This is a genomic window from Carnobacterium sp. FSL W8-0810 (assembly GCF_038007125.1).
In the GTDB taxonomy this organism is placed as follows: domain Bacteria; phylum Bacillota; class Bacilli; order Lactobacillales; family Carnobacteriaceae; genus Carnobacterium_B; species Carnobacterium_B inhibens.
Map to the genome: position 1 here is coordinate 1,077,026 of NZ_JBBOWO010000001.1, position 26,041 is coordinate 1,103,066.

Annotated in this window: 30 protein-coding genes; 28 read left to right on the forward strand and 2 right to left on the reverse strand. The window is 36.7% G+C overall.

What is annotated here, in order from left to right:
* The first annotated feature begins 6 nt into the window (after positions 1-6).
* The 24 genes from fliG (at position 7) to NST49_RS05370 (ending at position 21,737) form a co-directional block, all read left to right on the forward strand.
* Positions 7-1,011 carry a flagellar motor switch protein FliG gene (fliG, locus tag NST49_RS05255; protein WP_023179027.1) on the forward strand — a complete coding sequence of 335 codons (1,005 nt, stop codon included), beginning with the start codon at positions 7-9 and terminating at the stop codon, positions 1,009-1,011.
* The gene (locus NST49_RS05260; protein WP_341047412.1) at positions 995-1,753 is read left to right on the forward strand and encodes a FliH/SctL family protein; all 759 of its coding nucleotides are present in this window, start codon (positions 995-997) and stop codon (positions 1,751-1,753) included. The genes fliG and NST49_RS05260 overlap by 17 nt, the downstream gene beginning before the upstream one ends.
* Positions 1,754-1,755: 2 nt before the next feature.
* Positions 1,756-3,087 (forward strand): flagellar protein export ATPase FliI, encoded by a 1,332-nt coding sequence (fliI, locus tag NST49_RS05265; protein WP_445662720.1) that lies wholly within the window; start codon positions 1,756-1,758, stop codon positions 3,085-3,087.
* A 217-nt stretch (positions 3,088-3,304) separates the two neighbouring features.
* Positions 3,305-3,739, forward strand: a complete 435-nt coding sequence (gene fliJ, locus NST49_RS05270; protein ID WP_251165661.1) for a flagellar export protein FliJ — start codon at positions 3,305-3,307, stop codon at positions 3,737-3,739.
* Between the two features lie 60 nt (positions 3,740-3,799).
* Entirely contained in the window at positions 3,800-5,215 is a 1,416-nt protein-coding gene (locus NST49_RS05275; RefSeq protein WP_341047413.1) for a flagellar hook-length control protein FliK, read from the forward strand.
* 13 nt (positions 5,216-5,228) lie between these two features.
* Positions 5,229-5,660 (forward strand): flagellar hook assembly protein, encoded by a 432-nt coding sequence (locus NST49_RS05280; RefSeq protein WP_341047415.1) that lies wholly within the window; start codon positions 5,229-5,231, stop codon positions 5,658-5,660.
* On the forward strand, positions 5,660-6,034 hold the full coding sequence (locus tag NST49_RS05285; protein WP_034537462.1) for a TIGR02530 family flagellar biosynthesis protein: 375 nt from the start codon (positions 5,660-5,662) through the stop codon (positions 6,032-6,034). Before NST49_RS05280 ends, NST49_RS05285 begins: the two co-directional genes overlap by 1 nt.
* Positions 6,035-6,106: 72 nt before the next feature.
* Positions 6,107-6,976: a flagellar hook-basal body complex protein gene (locus NST49_RS05290; RefSeq protein ID WP_341047417.1), complete on the forward strand. Its 870-nt coding sequence runs from the start codon at positions 6,107-6,109 to the stop codon at positions 6,974-6,976.
* Between the two features lie 24 nt (positions 6,977-7,000).
* Complete coding sequence (locus NST49_RS05295; RefSeq protein WP_341047419.1) at positions 7,001-7,264, forward strand: flagellar FlbD family protein; 264 nt, start codon at positions 7,001-7,003, stop codon at positions 7,262-7,264.
* The gene (locus tag NST49_RS05300) at positions 7,261-8,070 is read left to right on the forward strand and encodes a motility protein A (protein ID WP_034537457.1); all 810 of its coding nucleotides are present in this window, start codon (positions 7,261-7,263) and stop codon (positions 8,068-8,070) included. The genes NST49_RS05295 and NST49_RS05300 overlap by 4 nt, the downstream gene beginning before the upstream one ends.
* The gene (locus tag NST49_RS05305; RefSeq protein ID WP_034537455.1) at positions 8,063-8,791 is read left to right on the forward strand and encodes an OmpA/MotB family protein; all 729 of its coding nucleotides are present in this window, start codon (positions 8,063-8,065) and stop codon (positions 8,789-8,791) included. The genes NST49_RS05300 and NST49_RS05305 overlap by 8 nt, the downstream gene beginning before the upstream one ends.
* Before the next feature lie 7 nt (positions 8,792-8,798).
* Entirely contained in the window at positions 8,799-9,266 is a 468-nt protein-coding gene (locus tag NST49_RS05310; protein ID WP_034537454.1) for a flagellar basal body-associated FliL family protein, read from the forward strand.
* A gap of 27 nt (positions 9,267-9,293) precedes the next feature.
* Positions 9,294-9,686, forward strand: coding sequence for a flagellar biosynthetic protein FliO (locus tag NST49_RS05315; protein WP_034537452.1), 393 nt, complete (start codon positions 9,294-9,296; stop codon positions 9,684-9,686).
* Positions 9,683-10,453 carry a flagellar type III secretion system pore protein FliP gene (gene fliP, locus NST49_RS05320; RefSeq protein ID WP_034537450.1) on the forward strand — a complete coding sequence of 257 codons (771 nt, stop codon included), beginning with the start codon at positions 9,683-9,685 and terminating at the stop codon, positions 10,451-10,453. Before NST49_RS05315 ends, fliP begins: the two co-directional genes overlap by 4 nt.
* A gap of 11 nt (positions 10,454-10,464) precedes the next feature.
* Positions 10,465-10,728: a flagellar biosynthesis protein FliQ gene (gene fliQ, locus NST49_RS05325; RefSeq protein ID WP_023179012.1), complete on the forward strand. Its 264-nt coding sequence runs from the start codon at positions 10,465-10,467 to the stop codon at positions 10,726-10,728.
* A 10-nt stretch (positions 10,729-10,738) separates the two neighbouring features.
* A complete protein-coding gene (fliR, locus tag NST49_RS05330) occupies positions 10,739-11,491 on the forward strand; it encodes a flagellar biosynthetic protein FliR (RefSeq protein ID WP_341047425.1) in 753 nt (250 codons plus the stop codon).
* A gap of 20 nt (positions 11,492-11,511) precedes the next feature.
* Positions 11,512-12,579, forward strand: coding sequence for a flagellar biosynthesis protein FlhB (flhB, locus tag NST49_RS05335; protein ID WP_341047427.1), 1,068 nt, complete (start codon positions 11,512-11,514; stop codon positions 12,577-12,579).
* A gap of 28 nt (positions 12,580-12,607) precedes the next feature.
* The gene (flhA, locus tag NST49_RS05340; protein ID WP_341047428.1) at positions 12,608-14,689 is read left to right on the forward strand and encodes a flagellar biosynthesis protein FlhA; all 2,082 of its coding nucleotides are present in this window, start codon (positions 12,608-12,610) and stop codon (positions 14,687-14,689) included.
* 73 nt (positions 14,690-14,762) lie between these two features.
* Positions 14,763-15,479, forward strand: a complete 717-nt coding sequence (locus NST49_RS05345; protein ID WP_023179006.1) for a sigma-70 family RNA polymerase sigma factor — start codon at positions 14,763-14,765, stop codon at positions 15,477-15,479.
* A complete protein-coding gene (locus NST49_RS05350) occupies positions 15,472-16,230 on the forward strand; it encodes a flagellar hook-basal body protein (RefSeq protein WP_341047429.1) in 759 nt (252 codons plus the stop codon). The genes NST49_RS05345 and NST49_RS05350 overlap by 8 nt, the downstream gene beginning before the upstream one ends.
* Before the next feature lie 12 nt (positions 16,231-16,242).
* Positions 16,243-16,998, forward strand: a complete 756-nt coding sequence (locus NST49_RS05355) for a flagellar hook-basal body protein (RefSeq protein WP_341047430.1) — start codon at positions 16,243-16,245, stop codon at positions 16,996-16,998.
* A 115-nt stretch (positions 16,999-17,113) separates the two neighbouring features.
* Positions 17,114-17,830, forward strand: coding sequence for a cell division ATP-binding protein FtsE (gene ftsE, locus NST49_RS05360; protein WP_023179000.1), 717 nt, complete (start codon positions 17,114-17,116; stop codon positions 17,828-17,830).
* 207 nt (positions 17,831-18,037) lie between these two features.
* Positions 18,038-19,807, forward strand: a complete 1,770-nt coding sequence (locus tag NST49_RS05365; protein ID WP_341047432.1) for a methyl-accepting chemotaxis protein — start codon at positions 18,038-18,040, stop codon at positions 19,805-19,807.
* 235 nt (positions 19,808-20,042) lie between these two features.
* A complete protein-coding gene (locus NST49_RS05370) occupies positions 20,043-21,737 on the forward strand; it encodes a methyl-accepting chemotaxis protein (RefSeq protein ID WP_023178995.1) in 1,695 nt (564 codons plus the stop codon).
* A gap of 269 nt (positions 21,738-22,006) precedes the next feature.
* Here NST49_RS05370 and NST49_RS05375 read toward each other — a convergent pair whose 3' ends face one another.
* Entirely contained in the window at positions 22,007-22,450 is a 444-nt protein-coding gene (locus NST49_RS05375) for a YaiI/YqxD family protein (protein WP_023178993.1), read from the reverse strand.
* Positions 22,451-22,571: 121 nt separating this feature from the next.
* Between NST49_RS05375 and NST49_RS05380 the strand changes: the two genes are divergently transcribed.
* The 3 genes from NST49_RS05380 to NST49_RS05390 all read left to right on the forward strand — a co-directional run bounded on the left by NST49_RS05380 (position 22,572) and on the right by NST49_RS05390 (position 23,940).
* Complete coding sequence (locus NST49_RS05380; protein WP_023178991.1) at positions 22,572-22,979, forward strand: secondary thiamine-phosphate synthase enzyme YjbQ; 408 nt, start codon at positions 22,572-22,574, stop codon at positions 22,977-22,979.
* 93 nt (positions 22,980-23,072) lie between these two features.
* On the forward strand, positions 23,073-23,516 hold the full coding sequence (locus NST49_RS05385; protein ID WP_023178989.1) for a MarR family winged helix-turn-helix transcriptional regulator: 444 nt from the start codon (positions 23,073-23,075) through the stop codon (positions 23,514-23,516).
* A complete protein-coding gene (locus tag NST49_RS05390) occupies positions 23,509-23,940 on the forward strand; it encodes an organic hydroperoxide resistance protein (protein WP_023178988.1) in 432 nt (143 codons plus the stop codon). Before NST49_RS05385 ends, NST49_RS05390 begins: the two co-directional genes overlap by 8 nt.
* A 113-nt stretch (positions 23,941-24,053) precedes the next feature.
* Here the strand turns inward: NST49_RS05390 and NST49_RS05395 are convergent, their stop codons facing one another.
* The gene (locus tag NST49_RS05395) at positions 24,054-24,557 is read right to left on the reverse strand and encodes an arginine repressor (protein ID WP_023178986.1); all 504 of its coding nucleotides are present in this window, start codon (positions 24,555-24,557) and stop codon (positions 24,054-24,056) included.
* 240 nt (positions 24,558-24,797) lie between these two features.
* On the opposite strand from NST49_RS05395, the gene arcA reads away from it, so the two are divergent.
* Positions 24,798-26,039 carry an arginine deiminase gene (gene arcA, locus NST49_RS05400; protein ID WP_034537429.1) on the forward strand — a complete coding sequence of 414 codons (1,242 nt, stop codon included), beginning with the start codon at positions 24,798-24,800 and terminating at the stop codon, positions 26,037-26,039.
* Positions 26,040-26,041 lie beyond the last annotated feature (2 nt).

Consider the following 26,041-nt stretch of genomic DNA (forward strand, 5'->3'; position numbering starts at 1 on the left):
GAAGGTATGAAAGAAGTAGACGGATTAAAAAAAGCGGCTATATTGCTGATATCGTTAGGCTCAGAAACATCAGCCAAGATCATGAAAAATCTGCCGGACAGCTACATTCAAAAAGTAAGTTATGAAATAGCCAACATTGATTATGTGAATCCAGAAGAACGGGATGCAGTTATCAATGAATTTATCGAAATGTCTCAAGCAAGAGAATACGTGATCGATGGAGGGATCGATTATGCAAAGAACTTGTTAAATATGGCAATCGGTCCTCAGCGTGCAAAAGAAGTAATCGACATGTTGAATCAGATCCAATTGCGTGAACGCCCATTCAACATTGCACGTAAAGCAGATCCTCAACAATTGACAAATTTATTGCTAAATGAGCAACCTCAAACCGTTGCTTTGATCTTATGTTATATGCAACCTGAAAAAGCAGCCATAATTTTATCTGAATTTCCAATTGAATTGCAGTCAGAAATTGCTGAAAGAATCGGAACGATCACCAGCACATCTCCTGCCATTATTGAGAAGATTGAAAAAGTAATCGAAAATAAATTTTCTAATTACATTGAAAATGATCTGGAAACAGTCGGTGGCGTTCGTACCTTAGTTGAAATCTTGAATTCAGTTGGACGAAGCACTGAGAAAAATATTATTAAGGTGTTGGAAGAAAAACAACCCGAATTGGCTGAAGAAATTAAAGCAAGTCTATTTACGTTTGAAGATATCATCACGCTTGAAAAAGGCGATGTACAAAAAGTTCTTAGAGATGTTAAAAATGACGACTTGGCATTGGCTCTTAAAGGAGTATCGGATGAAATCAAGAACTTCATTTACACCAACTTATCTACTCGTGCAGTGGACACACTTAAAGAAGATCTTCAATTCATGGGACCTATTCGCTTATCTGCCGTTGAAGAAGCTCAACAACGCATTGTGACCGTGATTCGTCGCTTAGACGAAAAAGGCGAGATCTATTTGAGAAGAGGCGATTCTGATGCCATTATCTCATAGGATCATTAAGCAAGGACAATCCTTTACCGAAGAGAACCGGACTTTTATCCAAACAGACATGGCACCTGCAAAACCCTCTGAAGACTATTTAAATGAAACAGATCAGGTCGAAGAAGAACCTATTGAAGCGATTCAAGCCCGAGCCCTGTTAAATGAGACACAGCAAAAGAAACAAGCGATTCTCTCAAAAGCTGAAAAAGAAGCAGAGCAACTGAAAGAAGCAGCTGAAAAATCTGGCTTTGAACAAGGTAAGAAACAAGGGTACGAAACGGGTTACACAACCGGCTATACAACTGGCATGAAACAAGCTGAAGCAGAAAGCCAAGTTATGAGAGATACGATTCAACAGATGTTGGATGAAGCTAAAGAAACCGTGGAGAATTATTACCAAGCGAAGAAAAATGAATTTTTAGAATTAGCTGGGCATATGGCTGAAACCATTGTGCACAAAAGCATTGATGTTTCGTCGGATCAAGTGATGGATTTGATCAATCCTGTGCTGCATCGTTTAAAACGAGAAGACCAATTCATTACCTTGATGGTCAGACCGGAACAAAAGGAACTCGTGAAAGAAAAAGTCAAAGAGTTTGAAAAAGAAAACCAAGATATTCGCTTTGCTGTACTGACAGACAATACATTGGATAAAAATGGCTGCGTTGTTGAAAATGCCCATGCCATTATTGATTTGCAAGTTAGAAAACAGTTAGATGCCATGATAGAGGAAATGAAGAATGCGGAGTGACGATGATGTTTGATATCCCTTTTGATACTTACCACAACCAATTGAATAGAAAAAGCTACTACTTAAAAATGGGAAAAGTCAGTCAAGTGACTGGATTAATCATTAAAGTAGAAGGTTTAGATGCGTTTGTAGGAGAAGTATGCGAGATCCACATCAAGTCATCCGGCAGAGTAGCTTTGAGTGAAGTTGTTGGATTTGTAGACGAAATGGTTTTATTGATGCCCTTAGATGAACTAGAAGGTATTGGACCAGGTTGTTTAGTTAAACCAACTGGTAAAACACTAAAAGTCGAAATCAGTGAAAAATTGCTGGGGAACACGTTGGATGGTTTAGGCCGACCAATGGACACCTCGCTAGAAGTGGATGGCGTGTTTTATGATGTAAACCGAAGCTCTCCAAACCCATTTAAACGAAAAAAAATCCAAGATGTTATGCCGACTGGGATCAAAGCAATCGACGGCACTTTAACAGTCGGAGAAGGCCAAAGGGTCGGGATTTTTGCGGGTAGTGGAGTCGGAAAGAGTACTTTACTTGGAATGATGGCTCGCTACATTGAAGCCGATGTGATCGTGATTGGCTTGATAGGTGAGCGTGGCAGAGAAGTCTTGGAATTTATCGAAAAAGACTTAGGAGAAGAAGGGTATCGAAAATCAGTCGTGGTTTGTGCCACTTCTGATATGCCGCCGCTTGTACGACTAAAAGGTGCTTCTGTAGCTACAACTATTGCAGAATATTTTAGAGATCAAGGTAAAAAAGTCGTGTTGATGATGGACTCTGTAACGCGTGTGGCGATGGCTCAACGCGAGATCGGATTAGCAACCGGCGAACCACCAACGACCAAAGGGTATACGCCTTCTGTTTTCACGACATTACCTAAGTTGTTAGAACGAAGCGGGATGTCGGAAAATGGTTCGATAACGGCCTTTTATACTGTTTTAGTTGAAGGGGACGATATGAACGAACCGATCGCCGATTCTGTGCGTGGGATCTTGGATGGACACATCGTGTTGTCACGGAAGATTGCTTCGGAAAACCATTACCCCGCTATTGATATTCAAAACAGCATCAGCCGGTTAATGAAAGACATCACAGCCGAAAGTCATTCAGCAACAGCTGGTAAGGTAAAAGAAAATATGGCTGTATATGCCGACTCAAAAGATTTGATTGACGTAGGTGCTTACCGTAAAGGAAGCAATCCACTGGTCGATCGAGCCGTTCAATTAAATACACCGATCAAGAACTTTTTGAAACAGCGGGTGGATGAACGCTATGCCTTTGACGAAGTAGTGGACCAATTGAAGACTCTTTTTGAAGTGCAGCAATTTGGCAATTAAAAAGGAAACAAATTGAAAAGTGTGGCAAAAATCTTGCTTCACGTAACAGTGAACTGATTATCTCGCTCCACTTTTACGTCAACGCTCATTTTAGTGTCTTTTCGTGAATAAAAGGCTGTCGGTTCTGCTTTTTGGAAAATGTTCTAGAGGACTGAATGGAGTATATAGAAGTAATGAGGACAAGTGTCTCAGTCGATTAAAGTAAGGAGCAAAGAAAGTGGCAAACTATCAATTTTCAATGGAAAAAGTATTGGATTGGAGATCCGATACTGAAGAAGAGAAAAAAAAGAATTTGGGACATGTTCAACAACAAAAAGAACAACAAGAAAATACCTTACAACGGTTGATACGGGAAAATATTAAAATCAAAAATGACAGTTTAACATCGACACGAATTGATGTATTGAGACGTCAACATCTTTATAAGACTATGATTGATGAAAAGATCATTCAGCAAAAAAATGTTGTTGCTAAAGCTGAAAAAGAAGTAGAAAATGCTCGTCTTGAATTAATGGAAGCCCATAAAGATCGAAAAGTCATGGAGAAGTTAAAGGAAAAAGAATACAGCTTTTTAATGGAACAAGAAAAACATGAGGAACAAAAACAGCTAGATGAAATGGCTACCTTAAGTTTTGGGAAATCCTATTTTTAAGATACATAGAGTGAATTAAATAGAGATAGATACCTTCATTGAAAGGAGGTGAAAAGATAAATGAACCCAACTCCTGTTGCACCAATGAGTAATGGAGTACAAAAATCGCTTGATCAGCGACAAGAAGTGAAACCTGAAGAATTTGAAGCTCAGCTTGCAGGGTACTTAGAAAAAGAGAAGCCAAACACGATACATAAAGAAAAATCTAATTCTAAAGAAACAGCTGAAGAAGAAACTCCAGAAGAATCAACAGACGAAAGTCTTAGCGTAGAAACACCACTGCTTTACATGGGATGGCAAAATCAGCAACAAGCAACCCCACCAGCAAATGACAATCTAAGTGAACAATCTATAAATGAAGAAAATCAAATGATAAAGAGCAATGACTCCCTATTCTTGACACAATTGGGTATGGAAGATCAAGAGATCGAGTCAATGAACAAAAATGAAAAATTGTCCTCACCAAAAATAGATGTAAGTACGGCGACAAAAAATCCGATTCATTCGATGGAAGTAATGGAAGAGCAATCGGTTAAAAGTTCTGATAATCCAGCATTAGCTGAAACAATTGTACTAGAAACCGATCCAGTTATATCTGCTGTAAAAAAAGAAGTCCTCATGACCGACTCAGTAGTAGCTAATGGCCGATTTCTAACTGCAGAATGGAAAAGTGGACGCAGTACTGAACAAAATAGTACTGAAACAGACGGAATGACAGATCTTTCATTAAATGAGAAGCAAAAACAGTTAAGTGAAGCTGTTGTTATTCCAGTTGAAACAATCGAACTGACTGAACCAGTAGATCGAGTAGGCAAAGTCGTCAGTCCATTAGAGCAAGAGACAACTGAAACCCAAACGAATAAATTGGCAGAATTAAATACAATTGAACCAATCATTAAAGAAGTTGCTTTGACTAAAAAGACTGCTGAGCGTCAAGGGACTTATACACAAGTCGCTGAAATCGAGACGCCTGTTCAATCTGTTCAACAACAATCGATCGTTGAGACTTCATCAATCAAACCGTTAAGTACAGCTGAACCGGTAAGACAAACAATGGTCCAAATGGTAAACGATGTCTTGCTAGAACAAGTTGAAACGGTATCAAGTGGCAAACAATCAGTTGCGCGTGTGAGTTTAAACCCGGAGCGAATGGGAAACATAAACATTAGAGTAGAAATGATAAACAATGTGCTCGTAACCAAAATCGTTGTGGATAACTTAGAAACAAGAGAGTTATTAACAACCGGCATGCACCAATTAACAGATAACTTGGATCGTCAAAATATTCGTCTAAGCGAATTAACGATTCAATTGAATGAAAATGGAACAGCAGATTTTACTTCTCAAGAAAGACAAGGTGAAGAGCAAAAAAGTTCTTTTGGACAGCAAATAGCTGTTTCAGGCAATGAACCAGAAGCTATTCAAGTTGAAGAAAAAAGTGAGACAGGTTCAAGAAGACTCAGTATATTAATATGAGAGGAAGTAAAATATGGATTTTCCAACAGGTTTTATGATGGGATCAATCAATAATGTTTCGTCTACTGAAAAGAAAAATAATGAGCTTGCGACAGAAGATTTTCTACAAATCATGGCAGCATCCATAAAAATGCCTTCTATGCCAGGCGAAAGTGGTGGAAGCAGTGGTGGTGGAGAAACCGATTATCTAGCACAATTAGCTCAATTTAATACATTGGATCAGTTAACTACGGTTTCAGAAACGCTAAATATGAATGTCTTAATGACACAACAACAGCAAGCGTTAAGTTTATTAAATAAAGAAGTCAAGGTGGCTGGTGCAGAGTCAGGTTTTGTGACAGGAACTGTGGATAAAGTGAAATTTGACCAAGGGTATGCAACGATCCAAATTGACGGTAAAGATTACACGTTAAATGATATTTTAGAAGTTGGTGAACAGGCTTAATGTCTTTTCGCATTGAAAGTACAACAAACCAATTAGTAGAGAACAAACCGAATTCGATCAATCAAAAAATTGATCGTTCCTTCCAATCCTTTTTTAATGAATCATTGCAAACACCTTCTACAGAAATGAAAATTTCAAATCATGCACAGAAACGAATGGAAGAAAGAGGGATTGAACTGAATCAATCCGATTTAACCTCGATTGAAGGGGCAATAGAAGAATTGAATCAAAAAGGGTCAAAGAATTCGGTGATTGTGTATAAAGATATGGCATTTATTACAAGTATCAATAACCGCACCATTATCACGGCAATGCATACCGATGAAATGGAAACTATTACCAATATAGATAGCATGAAAAAGATTAACAATTAAATTAGCTGGACTTAAAAGAAGCTACGCTCTCACGGACTGACTGAAGTGAGATAATCGAATGGAGGAAAAGAAATGTTAAAATCACTATACTCAGGTGTTACCGGAATGAAAAATATTCAAACGAAAATGGACGTTATCTCAAATAATATTGCCAATGTAAATACAACGGCATTTAAAACAGGAAGAGTGCGTTTTGAAGATATGTTGAGCCAAACAAATGCCTCAGCTCAAGCAGGAATTAATGCTCAACAAGTTGGTTTAGGGGTTCAAGTTGGTTCTATTGATACTGTTATGTCAGGTGGATCATTGCAATCGACCGGAAGAGCATTAGACTTTGGGATTGAAAATGGCGACAGTTCGTTCTTTACTGTAACAGATGGCACAAACACTTTTTATACTAGAGATGGCGGTTTCTATGCAGATCCCGAAGGCAATTTAGTCACAAGCAGCGGATTGAAAGTACAAGGATACACACAAGGAACACCTGCAGCAAACGATGATACTTTTGAAATAGATAGTTTAGGAACAAACATGTCACCTATTAACATCCCTAAAACGATTCCAAATGCAGATGGAACAGGTACGCTTGAATTACAAAGTTATAGCGTAGATAATGATGGATTTATTGTTGGATCATACAGCGGCGGAAAATCAATGGTCTTAGGACGCATGGGTCTAACGTCATTTTCTAATCCAGATGGACTAGAAAAAAGCGGTGGAAACTTATACACAGCTTCTGCGAACTCAGGCGATCCAGTAGCAGGTAATCCAGGAGATACAGGGTACGGCAGTGTTCGTTCAGGATTCTTAGAAATGTCTAACGTGGATTTAGCTAATGAATTTACTGAAATGATCGTAACCAGCAGATCTTACCAAGCCAACTCAAGAAGCATTACAACTTCAGACACGATGTTAGAAGAATTGATCAATCTGAAAAGATAAGTAGGAACTAGATAAGGAGGTTTTTTGGCAGTCCAAAGAACCTTCCATCTTGTTAAAAGACCGATAACAGAATGGAGTTTAAGTATGATTGCTTTAACAGCTGTTTCAGGAAAAAAATTTTATTTAAATTGTGAATTGATTTATAGAGTAGACCGTTCTTTTGACACTATTATTACATTGACTGACGGGAAAACGGTAAGAGTCACCGAAACTGAAAAAGAAATAGTAGAAAAAGTCATTCAATACAAAAGAAAAATATACAACGGTTTTACAGAAGGAGAAATATGAAAAAAAACATTGTACCAATAGTTGGTTTAGTCTTAGGATTGGGGTTGATTATTTGGTCGATCACTTCTAGCGGCAATATTGCCAGTTTTATTGATACACCTTCGTTAGTGATCACACTTGGCGGTTCGTTCAGTGCCATACTGATCAGTTTTCCACTAAAATCGATCAAAACATTGCCGTCTATTTTGAAAACATTATTGCTTAACCCTAATACTGATTACGCTAAATTGATTGAAACTTTTGCGGCATTATCTAGAAAAGCAAGGAGCCAAGGGATCTTAGCAATCGAAGGGGATATAGAAGAACAAGACAATGAATTGATGGTAAGCGGATTGCAAATGGTTGTAGATGGTCTGGAACCAGAAACCATTAGAGACATTATGGAAATTACGACAGAGAATATTGAAAAAAGACATAGCGTTGGGCAAGATATCTTTTTAAAGTGGGGCGAAATGGCTCCGGCTTATGGGATGATTGGAACATTGATTGGATTGATCATAATGCTGGGAGAGTTAGATGACCCTAGTACCATTGGTGTGGGAATGGCTACAGCCTTAATCACTACTTTCTATGGAAGTTTCTTGGCAAATTTAGTCTTTATTCCGATTGCCAGCAACTTGCAAATGCAAACCATTGAAGAGGTACAGACCTGTGAAATGATCATTGAAGGTGTCTTATCCTTGCAAGCTGGTGAAAATCCACGTGTCATTGAACAAAAATTAAAAGGCTATCTGCCTTTTGAAAATAAAGAAGAAGCTATGAAAGCTGCAGCGAAACTTCAACAAGAGGAACAGAATTATGGCTAGAAGACGGAAGAAAAAAGAAACCAAAAACAATTCAAGTAGTGGTGGAGGATGGATGACGACTTTTTCAGACTTGATGTCGTTGTTGCTGACTTTCTTTATTTTACTGTATTCCATGTCAAGCGTCAGTGCGGAAAAATTTGAAGCTGCAGCTAAGTCTATGCAATCAGCATTTGGCGGTGGAGAATCGATGATTGAAGGAAGTACAGTAGTAGATATTGAAACAGAAAAAATAACAGAAAAAAGTGAAGAAACGATTGATCCAGAACTGGTCAAAATGTATAACGAAGTTGTCGCCTTTTTAGAAATGAAAGAGATGACTTCTCAAGCTAGCGTTGAATACGATCAAGATGGGATTTATGTAAACATTCAAGAATCAATTTTATTTGGAAGCGGAAGTGCTATTATCGCTGATTCTGGAAAGAATACATTAAATGATCTGGGCGAATTGATTCAACAATTTGACAATGCTGTGGTGATAGAAGGCTACACGGATAATGTGCCGATGAATAATAATAATTTTAGCAGCAACTGGGAATTATCCACAGGAAGAGCATTATCCGTCTTGCGGTATTTAAGTGAAGAAAGAAATGTTGATCCAACGAGATTGGCAGCTAAGGGATACGGTGAGTATCATCCAATTGTTCCAAATGATTCAGAAAGTAATAAAGCAAAAAACAGAAGAGTAAACATAGTACTTGTTTATGATCGGCAAGGAGGCTAAATAGATTATGGAAGCTGAAAAAGGTAAAGCAACTAAGGGGAAGAAAAAATGGTTATGGATCATTATTATTCTCGTTGCAGTAGTAATAGGAGCTTTGGTTAGTTTTGGTTTTACTTCTGGCAAAGCACAAGATATTATTTCAAATTTAGCTAAAGAAGAAGTGGTGGAAACGACTGTGCCATTAGAGGAATTTTTGATCAACTTAGATTCTGGTACATCCGTTAAGAAGAACTTTCTGAAAATTGAACTTTCTTTACATAGTTCAAGAGAAGGCGCTGGGGAACTGTTAACTGCGAATGTTGATCAAATTAGAGATACGGTTATCTCAGTTTTACGTAAGAAAACAGAAGCTACTGTTTTTAAAGAAGAAGAGAACAACTTGCTTCTTAAGCAAGAATTAAAAGAGGCTATCAACGCTCAATTAGATGAAGAGATAGTAGACGATATCTTTATTACCAATATCGTTACGCAATAAGAGAACGGAAGAAGGAGGAGTAGAAAGTTGGAACTGGGATTAAGTTATGTAGTGAAAAGTGTCGTAGCATTAATTGTGATCATACTTGCGGCTAATTATGGACTGAAATATTTAAGTACCTTTATGACAAAAAGAAATCAAGTGATCAAGGTGATTGAAAGAACGCCAATCAGTAAAAGTTCAGCACTGAGTATCGTAGAGATTGCAGATACGTATTACTTAATGAGTTTTACCGATACTCGCAATGAGATATTAAGAGAACTAACTACAGAAGAAAAAGAAAAAATCACCGCTAATATAGAAGAAACAAAACAAGTTGTTCCAATGAAGGCTAAAAATACCTATTCTGGGAAAAAAACGAGTCAGACCTTTAAAACATTACAGTCTCAGTACCAATCTTTTTATGAAAAGAGGAAATAGAGTTGCAAAAGAAAAAAATCTTAGTTTTAGCTTTATCCCTCTTTTTCACTACTTTCGTACTCTTTCCACAAGTTGTTTCAGCTACTGAAATAACAGACGGATTAAGTGGATTAACAGAAGCTATAGGGAATCAATCAGGTGGAACGTCAGAAGTTGTCCAATTGTTTCTTTTAACGACTGCGTTAAGTTTAGCACCAACATTTTTGGTGCTGACAACTTGTTTCACTAGGATTATTGTTGTCTTGTCTTTTGTTAGAAGTTCGTTAGGAACGCAACAAAATCCACCGAATATAGTATTGATGGGAATAGCGCTTTTCTTATCTCTGTTTATCATGCAACCTGTTTACACAGACGTTATGAATGATGCTATTACACCTTACATAAACGAAGAAATTTCTGGACAACAAGCTTTTGAATCAGCAGAGCTGCCGATCAAAGAATTTATGTACAAGCAAACAAGAGATGAAGACATTCAATTATTTTTAGATATTTCTAAAACGGAAAAACCGGCAGATGTGAATGACTTGCCTTTAACTGTGGCGATTCCTGCGTTTATTATCAGTGAATTAAGAACGGCATTCAGTATTGGATTTTTGATTTTTATTCCATTTTTGGTGATTGATATTGTAGTAGCGAGTATTTTAATGTCGATGGGGATGTTTATGCTATCACCCGTTATGATTTCATTGCCATTCAAACTATTATTATTTGTTTTAGTCGATGGATGGTATTTAGTTGTTGAATCGTTAGTTACAGGATTTCAGTAGAGGTGTAGAAAATGACAATAGTAAAAGTTTTAGATGTTATAAGAGAAGCCTTTATGGTTATGATCACTGTAGCTGGGCCGACCTTGATTATTGCACTAGTAGTAGGGTTGATCATCAGTATCATCCAAGCAACCACACAACTTCAAGAACAAACGTTAAGCTTTGTGCCTAAGATTTTAGCGGTAATCGTTTCGTTGATTGTTTTTGGAAATTTTATGCTGAATAGCTTAGTTGGGTTTACGCAGAAAATTTTTGAAATGATCGCGGAACTCTGAGAGGGTAATCATGACTATACAACTGCAAACCATTATTTTAATATTTATACGTATAACCGCTTTTATCGTAGTTAGCCCGGGATTTTCCATTAAAGGATTGCCCAGTGTTGCCAAAATCGCTTTATCTATGGGAATCACACTCGCAGCTTATTCAGCAGTACCTGTAATGGAGCAAGAAGCAGCTACACTTTTTTTTGCACTGCTGGTCGTGAAAGAAGTATTAGTGGGGATCGCAATTGGTTTTATCACAAAACTGTTCTTTTCTGGAGTAGAGATTGCTGGGAATCTTGTGGATTTCCAAGTTGGCTTTTCTATGGGAGCTGTTTACGATCCAAGTATGGGGATAAACGTTTCCTATTATGGGAAAATTTATTATTGGTTGTCTATGTGTGTGTTTTACATGACTAATCTGCATCACATTGTCATCAAAAGCTTGGTTCAATCCTTTCAATATATGCCGATTTCCAGTACAAATATAGGCAGTTTTGGCGTAGAAGGAATGATGAAGCTCTTGGGCATTATTTTTGAATTAGCTTTTAATTTAGCAGCACCTATGATCATTGTGGCTTTACTGACAGAAGTGATTTTAGGGTTGATTTCGCGTTCGGTTCCTCAAATCAATGTGCTGATCTTAGGGATGCCTTTGAAGATCGTGGCCAGCTTTGTGATCATGTTGATACTACTGCCGACTTTAGTCAAAAATATCCAAGAAATATTGCCGTTAATGGTGAAATACATGAACGAGTTTCTTCAATCGTTGTAACGAATGTGAGGTGAGAGTGTATGGCGGAAAAAGATGGTAAAACTGAAAAAGCCAGTCCCAAGAAATTAAGGGATACAAGGAAAAAAGGGGAAATTCCTAAAAGTCCGGATTTAACTTCCGCTGTTACATTTATCGTCTTTATCCTTGCAGCAACGTTTTTAGGGAATTACATATTGAAATATAGTTTACTTTATTTACAAAATTACTTATCAGCAGGTTTCTCAGTGAACGGAATAGAAAATGATTTGGCAAGTATTGGGATGAAGTCGATCGTTTTTGTATTAGTATTGGCTGGACCTTTTCTAGCCATTGCATTTGTGGCAGCATTTGTCGCCAGTATTGTCCAGACTGGATTTTTATTTTCAGCGGAGCCAATCAAATTTAAATTAAACAAAATAAATCCGATTAGCGGTTTTAAGAACATGTTCAGCAAGAAAACACTATTTACGATGGTCAAAAACGTTGCCAAGTTGACACTAGTCTTTTGGATGGCGTATAAGACGCTAGAAACATCTATCTATTTGATCTTAAATTCCGGAAATGTTGGAACTGAAAAATTATTTTTCTTGATGTCTGATCTTGTGATGGAACTAGGTACACAACTAGGGATATTGCTTCTTATTTTAGGATTAGTTGATTACATTTATCAAGTTTATGACTATCGCAAGAATTTGAAGATGTCCAAGCAAGAATTGAAAGATGAGTACAAGGAATCTGAAGGGGATCCTCAGATCAAGTCTCAAAGGAGACAACGCTACCGTCAGTTGACAAAAGGAGCGTTGAAAGATGTAGAAACGGCAACAGCTATTATTACAAACCCTACGCATCTAGCTATAGCCATTCGCTACGAAAAAGGCAAAGATGAGGTTCCAATCATTGTGGCTAAAGGAGCAGATCACCAAGCTGCAAAAATTAGAGAACGGGCTAAAGCATACGATGTTCCGATTATTGAAAATAAACCGGTCGCTAGAGCCATGTATAAAACGGTCGAAATCGGCCAGCCGGTACCAATAGATCTTTACCAAGCTATTGCTGAAATACTAGCATTGGTATACCAAATGGAAGAAATAAATAAAAACAAGATTTAATGCTGATTTAAGATAAGGAGTTCAAAACATGTCTACTGCTTTTTGGGGGAAATTAGAAAAAATAACCGGTTCTTTAGATGTTATCGTAGCTTTTTTTGTAATGGCTATCCTAGCGATGATCATTATCCCTTTACCATCTGGATTACTCGATCTGATGTTAGTGATCAACATAGCGTTGTCGATCACCATATTATTACTGACACTGTTCACAAAAAATGTGTTGGAGTTCTCAACTTTTCCTACGATTTTATTGATCACGACGATGTTTCGTTTAGCACTGAACATCTCTTCTACACGACTGATCTTGACTGAAGGAGAAGCCGGAGCTGTGATTGAAACATTTGCTAATTTTGTAGCAGGAAGCAATTTCGTTGTTGGAGCGGTTATTTTCATCATTATCGTAATCATTCAGATGATGGTCGTAACGAATGGTTCCAGCCGTGTTTCTGAAGTTTCTGCCCGCTTTACATTAGACGCTATGCCCGGTAAACAAATGGCAATCGATGCGGATTTGAACTCAGGATTAATCAATGAAGAACAAGCTAAAAAAAGACGATCAGATCTTGAAAGAGAAACTCAATTTTTTGGTGCGATGGATGGAGCGAGTAAATTCGTAAAAGGGGATGCCATGGCCGGTATCATTATCACCGTGATCAACTTGATCGGCGGAGTAGCTATTCATTCACTGCAAAACGGCATGCCTATTATGGAAGCGTTGATGACTTTTGGGAAGTTAACGATTGGGGATGGACTGGTCAGTCAAATCCCTTCATTATTGATCTCGGTAGCGTCTGGGATATTAGTGACGCGTTCTGGAAGCCTTAAAGGCTTTGGGAGCTCGATGGGTGAAGAATTATTCGGTTCGTCAAAAGTAATGATGATGCTGTCAGTGATTTTACTTTTATTTGCTATCATGCCTGGCTTCCCAACGATTCCATTTTTATTATTGGGTGTTTTGAGTGGAGCAGCTGGTTATTTATTGATGGAAAACGAAAAATCTCAGAAAACCAATCAAAAAGCTAAAGAAATGCGGTCAATGGCTGCACAACGAACCAAAAGTGAAAAGACTGTTGATGAATCTGTCGCATCGTTTCAAGTGGATCCTATATCCATTGAGATCGGTTACGGATTAATTCCTATTGCGGATGAAAACCAAGACAATAATTTAATGAGCCATATCACAACCATACGGAAACAAAGTGCTCATGAATTAGGTATTCTATTGAGTCCGATTCGTATCCGAGATAACTTGCAATTGAAAGCCAATGATTATGTGATAAAAATCAAAGGCAATGTCATTGCTCGTGGAGAATTGTATTTAGATAAGTATATGATCGTTGATCCTGGTGAAACAGAGTTTGACTTTGATGGGATTCCTACAAAAGAACCGGCTTTTGGACTGGACGCTATGTGGGTGAATGAAAGCGATCGTGAAGTAGCTGATTTAAGAGGCTATACAGTAGTCGATCCGATAACCGTTTTAGTGACTCATTTGAAAGAGACCATCTACAAATCAAGTTATGAATTATTAGGTAGACAAGAAGTGAAACAATTGCTGGAAGGCATCAAAGATAAATACGGTGTAGTGATTGATGAGCTGATCCCAGATATTCTTCGATTAGGCGAAGTCCAAAAAGTCTTGCAAAATTTATTGAAAGAAAATATTCCAATCAATGACTTGGTAACTATTTTAGAAACATTGGCTGATTATGGAAATACAACAAAAGATAGTGAAATGCTGACAGAATATGTTCGTCAAGCGTTAAAACGAACGGTTGTTAAACCTTACTTAAATGAACAAGATGTTTTACAAGTTGTCACGATTTTACCGGATACAGAAGAGCTGATCACAAGAAGCATCCAAAAATCTTCTGCTGGATCTATTCCAATTTTACAACCAGATACAGTAACGAAAATTTTTGATAGCATCACAGCTATTCATAATCAACTCTCAGCAAGAGGCATTCCGCATGTTTTATTAGCCTCACCAAAAGTTAGACCCGCTTTGAAAAATCTATTAACGTATAATTTTCCTGATTTAGCGGTCGTATCATTAAACGAAGTACCAAACGATGTACCTATTGAAACAGTAGGTATGATTGAGGGATAAGAATGAAGAAATGATTGGAATTGGAAACAGTCTATTCATTTTAAGGCAGTCTGTTTAAGAGGGAGGGGTGCAAATGTATTACGAAAATGATAGGGAAAAGGAAATCATTAAATACCTTCCCTTAGTAGAAAAGATCGTCAATCGAATAGATATCAAACGGAGTGAATATGATCGAGAGGATCTATACAATATAGGTGTCATTGGTTTGATGGATGCTCTTGAGAAATTTGATAAGGCTAAAAAAGTTCCTTTTGAAGGGTATGCGTACATTAGAATAAAAGGTTCGATCATTGATGAAATTAGGAAAACAGCTCCAGTATCTCGATCACGGATGGGAAAACTGAATGAGTATTATCGTGCTAAAGAAAAATTAGAAGCAGATCTGATGCGGACACCTACTGAACACGAAATTTGTGAAGAGCTAAAAATCGATGAGAAAGCTTTGTCTAAAATTCATGAAACAGTTCATCATCTTGCGGCTGTCTCATTAGAAAAAGTCATGTTCAGTGATGACGGAAATTCAATTGAATTGTTGGACTTTTTGGAAGATACACATGAAACAGGTTCCGAAGATCGTTTATTAGATAAAGAACGCCAACAATTGCTTACAAAACATGTCAGTACGCTGAGTGAAAGAGAACAGACTATTTTAAACTTGTATTACGTTGAAGAGTTGTCACTTAAAGAGATCGCGTATATTTTTGACATCTCCGTTCCAAGAGTTTCACAAATACATGGCAAAACGATTTTAAAGTTAAAAGAATCGATGAGGAGAGAATACGATGATTAGAAGTTTAACAACGCTCAACAACAATTTTAATATTCTGCAAAAGAGACAAGAGAATATCAGTGCCAATGTGGCGAATATCAATACCTCTGGCTATAAATCGCAAGAGATCATTCAAAGCACTCGTGCTTCAGAAGTTATGTCTAATCACTTAGATGGCCCATTATTAAATCAACAACAAGACATTGGTGGGTTTGTATTCAGCAATCAAATTGATGAGATTGTTCAAAATTTTAGTCAAGGTGAATTAAAAGCAACGGCTTCGGCAACAGATGTAGCGATTCAAGGCGATGGCTTTTTTACAGTTGAATCACCAGATGGAGGAAACTACTATACTCGTAATGGGAATTTCACGGTAAATGATGCTGGACAGCTCGTTACTCAAGAAGGATACCGTGTTCTTGGGACAACTGGGAATGGCCAATCCGCTCCGATTCAAGTCAACAGTTCAGATTTTTCTATTGACAACAGAGGAAATCTGGCAGGAACTGGAATGAGTTTGATGATCACTGAATTTAATGATACAGCTGGATTAACAAGAGTGGGGGACACACTGTTTACTGGACAAGGTGGAACGGTACAAACTGGCGGTACAGTAGTACAACAAAACTATTTGGAAACATCAAATGTAACGACCGTAGATGAAATCACAAATTTGATGCAAGTCTCAAGAGAATTTGAAGCGAATCAAAAAGCACTCAGTGCAGCGGATGAAACGTTAAGAAAAGCTGTCAATGAAGTTGGAAAAGTTTAGGAGGAAGAGAAAGTGAGTATACCTTTAAGCATCAGTAAAAGCGGCATGAATGCGATCCAAAATCAAATGGATGCTATATCAAACGATATTGCGAATATCAATACGACTGGGTACAAATCGAAAAATATTAGTTTTAATGAATTGCTATTAAATGACATGAATGATGGAGCAGCGTACTTATCGGAGGATGCTCAAGGTTCAGGAATAGCGATAGGAACGAAAAGCGGAGTAACATCTACGAATTTTGCCCAAGGTTCACTTGTTTCGGACCCTAATGATTACCACTTGGCGATTGCTGGAGAAGGATTTTTTGGTGTCACGGGAGAAAATGGAGAGCGTTACTTAACGAGAGATGGTGCTTTTCATGTAAATGGGGATAAATCCATTACAAATGATAATGGGGACACGTTGGAGATACAAACGATTATTCCAACTGATCAATGGCCTGAAGGGGATGTGACTATCGCTGAAAATGGCGAAGTGACAATCAATTCAGCCAATGGCAGTGTGTTAGTGGGAACGATTCCCTTGTTTCAACCTGCTCAATTGAATGAAATGATCCCTGTAGGAGAGAATAAATACCGTTATGAGGGAGCGTTTGCTACGGGAGAAGGTTCGATTCAACAGCATTATTTAGAAGCATCCAATGTTGATTTAGCTTCTTCTATTACAGAAATGATGTTGGCACAGCGTTCGTATTCACTAAATCTTAAAGTCGCACAAGGAACAGATGAAATGGCTTCTGTTATCAATCAATTTAAACAGTAATTAGTAGACAAAATAGGAAAAAGGATGACCCTTTTAGGCAAGTGCAATTTATCGGATTTGGGTTGACGTAAAGTAAGCGTCAGGGAAGAATTTGAGGTAAGACAGGTGACAATAGATGATTAGAATGAAAAATGTCGTTAAAAATTACTCTAAAGGAGTAAAAGCTCTTCGAGGCATCAATCTTACAATTGAAGACGGAGAGTTTGTCTATTTAGTCGGAGCAAGTGGTTCTGGAAAATCAACGTTAGCTAAGTTGCTTTACAGAGAAGAGAAAGCAACTAAAGGACAAATCGAAGTTTGTGGTCACTTGATTTCTAAAATGAAAGAAAGAGATATTCCAAAACTTAGAAGACAAATTGGGATTGTTTTTCAAGATTTTAAATTATTGATGGATCGTACAGTGTACGAAAATATTGCTTATGCATTAGAAGTAATCGGCACAGAACCGGAAGAAATCGAACCATTGGTGATGCAGGCACTGCGTTATGTAGAGCTTGAAAGCAAAGCAAATGATAAGCCAACGGATTTGTCTGGTGGAGAACAACAACGTGTATCTATTGCACGAGCAATCGTTAATTCCCCTAAACTCATTATTGCAGATGAACCAACCGGAAACTTAGATCCTCAAACAGCTTTAGAGATTATGCGGTTATTTTATCGGATCAATCAAAAAGGAACAACGATTCTTATGGTTACACATAATCGCGGCATAGTAGATAAGATCCGCAATCGTGTAGTAGAGATTGAACAAGGTAAGGTCGTGTGGGACGAGAATAAAGATGAAGATGTGATTCAATACGATGTTTCATTAGGAGAATACGTAGCTGTTTAGTCAATAAACAATAATAGTAGGAAAGAATGAACGAAAAGATGAGTTGAAGTATCAGAAGATACTGGACTGATCTTTTTTTTTTGCAAATTAGTTAAGAAGAATCATGTAATTAAGCTAAAGTTCTTAAAAAAACAACCGATATAGTAAAAGACATACAGAAATAAAAATATATTTATCAAGAATTGGGAAAGAAAGGGAGTAAAATAGTTGGAAAATAATATTGAAAAGAAAGCCGTAAATGCGAATAAGTGGAGTATCAAAAATTGGGATACATCAAGATTCACTAATGTATTGCGGTTTAAAAGTTTAAAAACGAAAATTCTATTATCTTTTATGACCATCATTGTATTGGTTATTATCTTATCTTCAATAACTGTTGTAACCATTTCGAGAGCGAATGATAGTACAGAACAAATGGTCGATGAAGAACTAGCACTTTTGATTGTTAATGATAATTTGACATTTAGTCTGTCACAAAGAATTGCTGCAGCGCGAGGATACATATTATTTGGAGACCAAATGTATAAAAATTTGTTCAATCAATATACTGAAAAAAGCCATGAGTATGAAAAGACACTTTTCACTCTGACTGATTCAAAAGCATCAAAAGAAGTGATCGCACGAAGCAATGACTGGGAACAGATGGTGCTTACAGAAGTATTTGAACGATACGATAACGGCGATACGGCTAGTGCAGCCAGTTATTTGAGATCCTCTGTAGAACCTTACTCAAATGACTTAATCAATGAGTTTGAAAAATTGTCCACTAAACGAATGGATTCTATTAATGCAAATGCCCAGTCCGTAACGAGTTCAGGAAACCGTTCATTGATATCCATATTTAGTATCAGCATCATTATTATTATATTAGGCATCGTCATTGGTTTAATAACCTCAAATTCGATTATTAAACCAATCAATAAAGTAGTTGAACGAATGAAAATAATTGCATTTGGAGATCTTACTTCTGATCCATTAGAAGTAACCTCAAAAGACGAGATAGGTGAACTGGCTATAGCGATAAATCAAATGCAAGTGATGGAAAAAGAAGTTATGGAAGGCATTCAAATGGCTTCTGAAATGCTAACGAATCACAGTAACGAATTGAATCAAGCAGCAAATGAAGTTAAATCAGGTTCTGAACAAGTCGCTATAACAATGCAAGAATTAGCAACTGGATCTGAATCACAAGCAACTACTGCGAGTAATTTAGCAGTTGTCATGGATAATTTTACGAAAAAAGTCCAAATGACCAATAAAAATGGAGAAAAAATCAAAGACTCTTCTGAAGGTGTATTGTCTATGACAACCGAAGGGAAGCAATACATGGAAGATTCGAGTCGCCAAATGTCTAAGATCGATGAAATCGTTCTAGATGCAGTATTCAAAATGTCTGTTTTGGACCAACAAACAAATGAAATCAATAACTTAGTTGTGATTATCCAAAAAATTGCTGATCAAACTAATTTATTGGCTTTAAATGCTGCTATTGAAGCAGCTCGAGCTGGAGAACATGGAAGAGGATTTGCTGTTGTTGCAGATGAAGTTCGTAAATTAGCGGAACAAGTAGCTGTTTCTATTACTGATATTACTGGGTTCGTTGGGAAAATCCAAACAGAATCTAAGCGCGTGAGCGATTCTTTACAAGTCGGTTATAAAGAAGTAGAACAAGGAACCAGTCAAATCAGTAAAACCGGAGAGACATTTAACAAAATCAATGCTTCCGTTACTAAAATGGTAGAGGGAATCAAAGGCATTTCAGAAAACTTGGAAAGTATCCAAACAAACAGTGAGATCATGAATAGTTCTATTGAAGAAATTGCATCAGTGTCAGAAGAATCAGCTGCAGGCGTCGAACAAACATCTGCTGCATCTCAACAGATCACTAGTTCTATGGATGAGGTTGCTGAGAATTCCGAACAACTTTCTGATTTAGCTAAAGGGCTAGCAGAAATGGTAGGAGAATTTAAAGTGTAGTTTGAAAAAGAAGCTAGAAAATAGTCAAACAAAAAGGGTGGAATTTTTCCAGTCTTCTTGTTTGAATGAAGCACTTAATGAAAAAATAAGCATGACAGGATTACCTTCTAAGGAAGGTAAAAGAAAAAAAGGTCTAAGAATAATTCTTTAAGAATAAAAAAGGGAGTTAGCAGTTTTTTTTAAGCTGTTTAAGTAATAATGATAGACTTGCTAACAAATAAGAGGAGAAAATGAAATGAAAAAGAAGTTTAAGTTTAAAAATATCCGCGCAAGAATTATAACCGGTTTTGCAATAACACTATTACTAATGTTGGTACTCAGCTACTATACAATTTCATCTATAAGTAAAACAAATCAATCCTTAAAAAAAATTCTAGAAGAAGAAGTAGAACTTTTAGTAGTAGATGAAAAGCTTGCAACGAATATGAACAAGCGAACCAGTTTACTAAGAGGATTCATGTTTTATGAAGAAGAGTCGTATAGACAACAATTCGAAGATGAAACTGATGTAAGTATTGCATTGGAAAATCAAGCTCTTGAATTAAGCAATTCTGAAGAACTAGATGATTTAATTAGTAAAAAAATCGAATGGGGCACTCTGACAAATGAGGCTTTGGCAGCCTATGATGAGGGAGATACAGAAAATGCACAAGAAATAATGATTGAGCAAGCTCAGCCAATCGAAAATGAATTAGTTGCCGGGTTCTCTAAATTAGCTGAAGAACGGGAAAAGGAAATCCAAGTAATCGGACAACAAGTAATAGACAATGGAGAACAAGTACGAGTCATCAGTATTATCGTTTTACTGGTTACATCGATATTATCAATCGTTATTGCCTACTTAACTTCTGCTACTATCACAAAACCTATGAAAATTGTGATGAACCGTATGGAATCTATTTCTGAAGGAGACCTTAGCCAAGAGCCTTTAGAAATCACTGAAAGAGATGAAACTGGTCGTCTGAGCCAATCCATGAATGAAATGCAAGAAACGTTAAGAAATATGGTCAATAACATCGTCAATGCTTCAGAAATGTTGACGAGTAACAGTAATGATTTAACACAATCAGCAAGCGAAGTAAAATCAGGTTCTGAGCAAGTTGCAACAACGATGCAAGAATTAGCAACTGGTTCTGAAACGCAAGCCACAACGGCAAGTAATTTAGCCCTAGTAATGGGAAACTTCACGAAAAAAGTTCAAAATACGAATAAAAATGGAGAACAAATCAAGGAATCTTCACTTGATGTTTTATCTATGACCACTGAAGGCAAACAGTTTATGGAAGACACTAGTCGACAAATGGGAAAAATCGATCACATCGTTCAAGATGCTGTAGCAAAAATGGCTACACTGGATCTTCAAACAAAAGAAATCAATAGCCTTGTTGTCATCATTCAAAAAATTGCGGATCAAACGAATCTGCTGGCTTTAAACGCTGCTATCGAAGCCGCACGAGCTGGCGAACACGGTAGAGGATTTGCTGTAGTAGCAGATGAAGTCCGTAAACTAGCTGAACAAGTTGCTGTATCAATTGCGGATATCACCGGTTTTGTTGAAAAAATCCAAACAGAATCTGAAAAAGTTAGCGAATCTTTGCAATCTGGATACACAGAAGTTGAAGAAGGAACCAAACAAATCAACAAAACAGAGCAAACATTTAATAAAATCAATGCTTCTGTTTCCACTATGGTAGAAGGTATCAAAGGCATTTCTGAGAACTTGGAGAGTATTAAAGTTAATAGTGAGATCATGAATAGCTCAATTGAAGAAATTGCTTCCGTGTCTGAAGAATCAGCTGCTGGAGTAGAAGAAACTTCTGCTGCTTCTCAAGAAATTACAAGTTCAATGGAAGAAGTCGCTGGCAATTCTGAACAATTAGCAGATCTTGCAGAAAAATTATCCAATACAGTCAACGAATTTAAACTTTAAACAAAACGCTGAGACAAAGGTTACGGGAACTTAAAAAAACGTTCATTGCAATTTCGCAATGAACGTTTTTTTGTCTTTACTTTTCCGTCAACCTAGGTTTCATGGAAAAGTGAAGCAAAAAAGATTATTCACTTTTCCATGAACAAAAGTGTAAGCAACTTTTTAGTTTTTCATTACGTTGTTCAACCGTTCATACTAGCATGTGCCCACAAAAGAAGATTTGAGACGAATTACTTTTCGTCCATCCACATTTTGTTGCATGATATCAATCAATTACTAGCAAGAATTTCTTTAAATCTCTGTCTAAACTCCTTGCGATTCTCTTCAGTAAAAGGCTTCGGGCCTTTTGTACGTTTACCACTTTTTCGAACCATGGCGCTCAAATAACGGGATTGCAACAATTGATCAATATTTTCAGAAGTATATCTATAGCCAGTATGATGAAGAACAAGACATCCTTTTCCTAATCCTAATGAAGCTAATCCATAATCTTGTGTGATCAAAATTTCACCTTTTTTGATAAGTTTAATGATACGGTAATCTGCAGCTTCAGCACCGGTATCAACGTAAACAGTTTCTACTCCTGAAGGTTGTTCTTTTGTAGAAAAATGAGAAATACTTGTTACAAGTGTCACTGGAATACTTTTCGCTAAAGCTTCCTCTATAATAATATTTTTTACTGGACATGCATCTGCATCAACATAAACACGCATAAATTCACCGACTTTCTAAACAGTTGTCTATTAATAATAGTATACCAGTTGCCAGCTTATATGTTTAGGAATACTTTGAAATACGGTATGATAGAAGAGAAGAAGAAAAGGAGCTGAAGACATGACTAGTAATCTTTATTCGTTTGAACTTTTAACGGAAGAAAAGCAGACTTTTGTCAATATTGATGAGTATCTACAGCAAGTTTTATGCAAAAGCGGAGTTAAAAATGGTCTTATGCTAGTATTTTGTCCACATACAACTGCGGGCATTACGATTAATGAAAATGCAGATCCTGATGTGAAAAAAGATCTAAGCCTAGGCCTAGATCAAACGTTTCCTAATAAGAAAGAATATGTGCATATGGAAGGCAATTCAGATGGACACATGAAATCGTCTGTCATTGGAGCTAGTGAAACGCTCATTGTTTCAAAAGGACAATTGATTCTTGGGACTTGGCAGAGTGTTTATTTCTGTGAATTTGACGGACCTAGAAAACGAACCTTTTTCGTGAAAATTATTGAAGGATAAAAATAAAATTAAAAAATAAGCTAAAAAAGATTGTAATAAAAAAATAGATGATGTACAATTTAATTGTACACAACCTATTTAGGAGGAACAAGAATGGAAGGAAACAACTTTTTATTAGAAGAACAGTTATGTTTTTCTACTTATACTTTATCTAAGCAGTTTACAAAGCTTTATCGCCCGGTCTTAGAACCCTATTCTCTTACATATACTCAATATGTAGCTTTGCTTGTATTGTGGGAAGAATCTGATCTGAGTGTTCAATCATTAGGAACGAGACTTGGACTGGATAGCGGAACGTTAACACCGATGTTGAAGCGCATGGAGTTAAATGGGTTTATTACTCGAAATCGTCATCCGGAAGACGAAAGAAAAGTAATCCTTGCAACAACTCAAAAAGCTGATGATTTAAAGGATGAGTTATTGAGAAAAGTTTCTGCCTGTCTCAACCTGTTAAATATGAATGAAAAAGATTATTTTGATTTATTGGCAAAAATAGATGATTTATCAAAAACATTAGGAGGAATTTTAAATGACTGAATCAAAAGTAATGTACCAAACAACAGCAATCAACACAGGTGGACGTAATGGAGAAAGTCGTTTGCCGGATGGTTCTTTTTCTGTAAAAGTTTCTACACCAAAACAAATGGGCGGACCTGGACAAGGTACCAACCCGGAACAATTATTTGCTTTAGGTTACAGTGCTTGTTTCAATTCAGCACTTGAAATTATGCTTAAACAAGCTAAAATCCAAGCTGAATCTGAAGTTACGGCTGAAGTTTCATTAAATTCAGACCCAACAGACAACGGATTTAAACTTTCTGTTGTGTTAACTGTTGCTATTGAAGGACAAAGTCTTGAAGAAACACAAGAGTTAGCTGAAAAAGCTCATGCTTTCTGTCCTTACTCTAAAGCTACTCGCAACAATATTGATGTTGAAGTAAAAGCTGTAGAATACAAATAAACTAAATCATAAATTAAAAGAAACTAACCTGAAAAATTGTGGTCTAACAACCACTTTTATCAGGTTAGTTTCTTTTTTATGTAGTGAAAACAATACCTCAATAAGATGTTTTTTTAGAATAATTGCGACAATGCTTGTTCAAATGTAACTTCAGATTGGTTTTTAAGAATATCAGAAAAACAATCAGCCAATAAACCAGCATCCGTTTCGGTCTTTAAGATAATCAAACAAGTATCAAAGCTGGCGATCGTCCCAGCAATTTCGGGTATTTTTAACTCATCGATTAAAGAAGCCACAATGTTTGGATGAGTAGGAACAACTAGAAGGATAACGAAAAATTGAACACAAGTAACCGTTTTGACGTAATTGATCAAAGATTTTTCTAAACGATAGTAAAGACTTTTATCACGGAAAGTATCATGATAAAAAACATACTTTGTTGTTTTGTTGGAGTGAGTTAGTTTAATTAAGTTTAATTCTTTTATATCTCTAGACAGTGTTGCTTGGGTAGTATAAATATCTTCTTTTTGCAAATGATCCATTAATTCTTGTTGTGTAGCAATATCATGATTGAGAACTAATTTTTTTATAGCAAATAAACGATCTTCTTTCTTCATAATTTCCCTCTTTTCTAAAAAAAATAAATTGATAAAAAATGTATAAATGCAACTCATATACAGTATAAAGATTCGTTTTATAATGAATATTCTATAAAAAGAATATATATGAAAAAGTAAAAGAATAATGTGATGAAATCGACATTTTGGGTGTAGGTTTTAAACTTTCTTCAAATAAATGTAAACGGTATGATAGGAATGTAATCAATAGAAACAGTATGAAAGGAAGGAAGATAGAAGATGACAACACCTATTCATGTAATGTCCGAAATTGGAAAATTGAAGACTGTATTGCTAAAAAGACCAGGTAAAGAAGTAGAAAATTTAACACCTGAGATCATGGAACGTTTGTTATTTGACGATATTCCTCACTTACCGGTTATTCAAAAAGAACACGATGCTTTTGCTCAAGCATTAATAGATCGTGGAGTAGAAGTATTGTATTTAGAAAAATTAACCGCAGAAGCGATTGATGCTGGAGAGTGTAAAGAAAAGTTTGTTGATCGAATGTTAGATGAATCAAATCTTGAAACAGATGGAGTCAAAGAAGGGTTAAAGAAATACCTTTTAAGTTTTGATACACAAGAAATGGTAGATCGTATTATGGCTGGCATTCGAAAAAAAGACGTTACTATTGAAAGCCATCATCTAGCAGATGTTTCAAGTGAAGAAGTTTACCCTTTTTATATGGATCCTATGCCGAATCTTTATTTCACTAGAGATCCAGCTGCATCTATTGGAAATGGTTTGACGATCAATCATATGGCATTTGAAGCCCGAAACAGAGAATCTCTCTTTATCGAAGCCATTATGAAATACCACCCACGATTTGCTGATCAGCAAGTGGAGATATGGCGTGATCGAAATCATACAGCTCGGATTGAAGGCGGAGATGAACTGGTTTTAAATGACAAAGTTTTAGCCATTGGAATTTCGCAGCGGACATCAGCGAAAGCAATTGAACAGTTAACACTAGAGTTATTTGAGCGCAATTCTAATTTTGAGAAAGTACTGGCAATAAAAATTCCAAATGTCCGTGCCATGATGCATTTAGATACGGTATTTACAATGGTGGATTATGATAAATTTACGATCCATCCTGGAATCCAAAAAAATGGCGGTGAAGTAGATACGTATATTTTGGAAAAAGGAGAAGAAGCTGGCACAGTTAAAATGACACACCGCTCAGATCTGCAAGAAATTTTACGTGAAGCTTTAAATGTACCAAAATTGACGTTGATTCCATGTGGTGGAGGAGATGCGATTGCTGCTCCACGTGAGCAATGGAATGATGGATCAAATACACTGGCCATTGCTCCAGGGGTAGTTGTCACTTATGACCGCAACTATGTCTCTAACGAGCTGTTACGCAGCCATGGAGTTGAAGTAATCGAAATTGCTTCGAGTGAATTATCTAGAGGTCGTGGTGGTCCGCGTTGTATGAGTATGCCACTGATTCGCGAAGATCTACCCAAACATTAAAT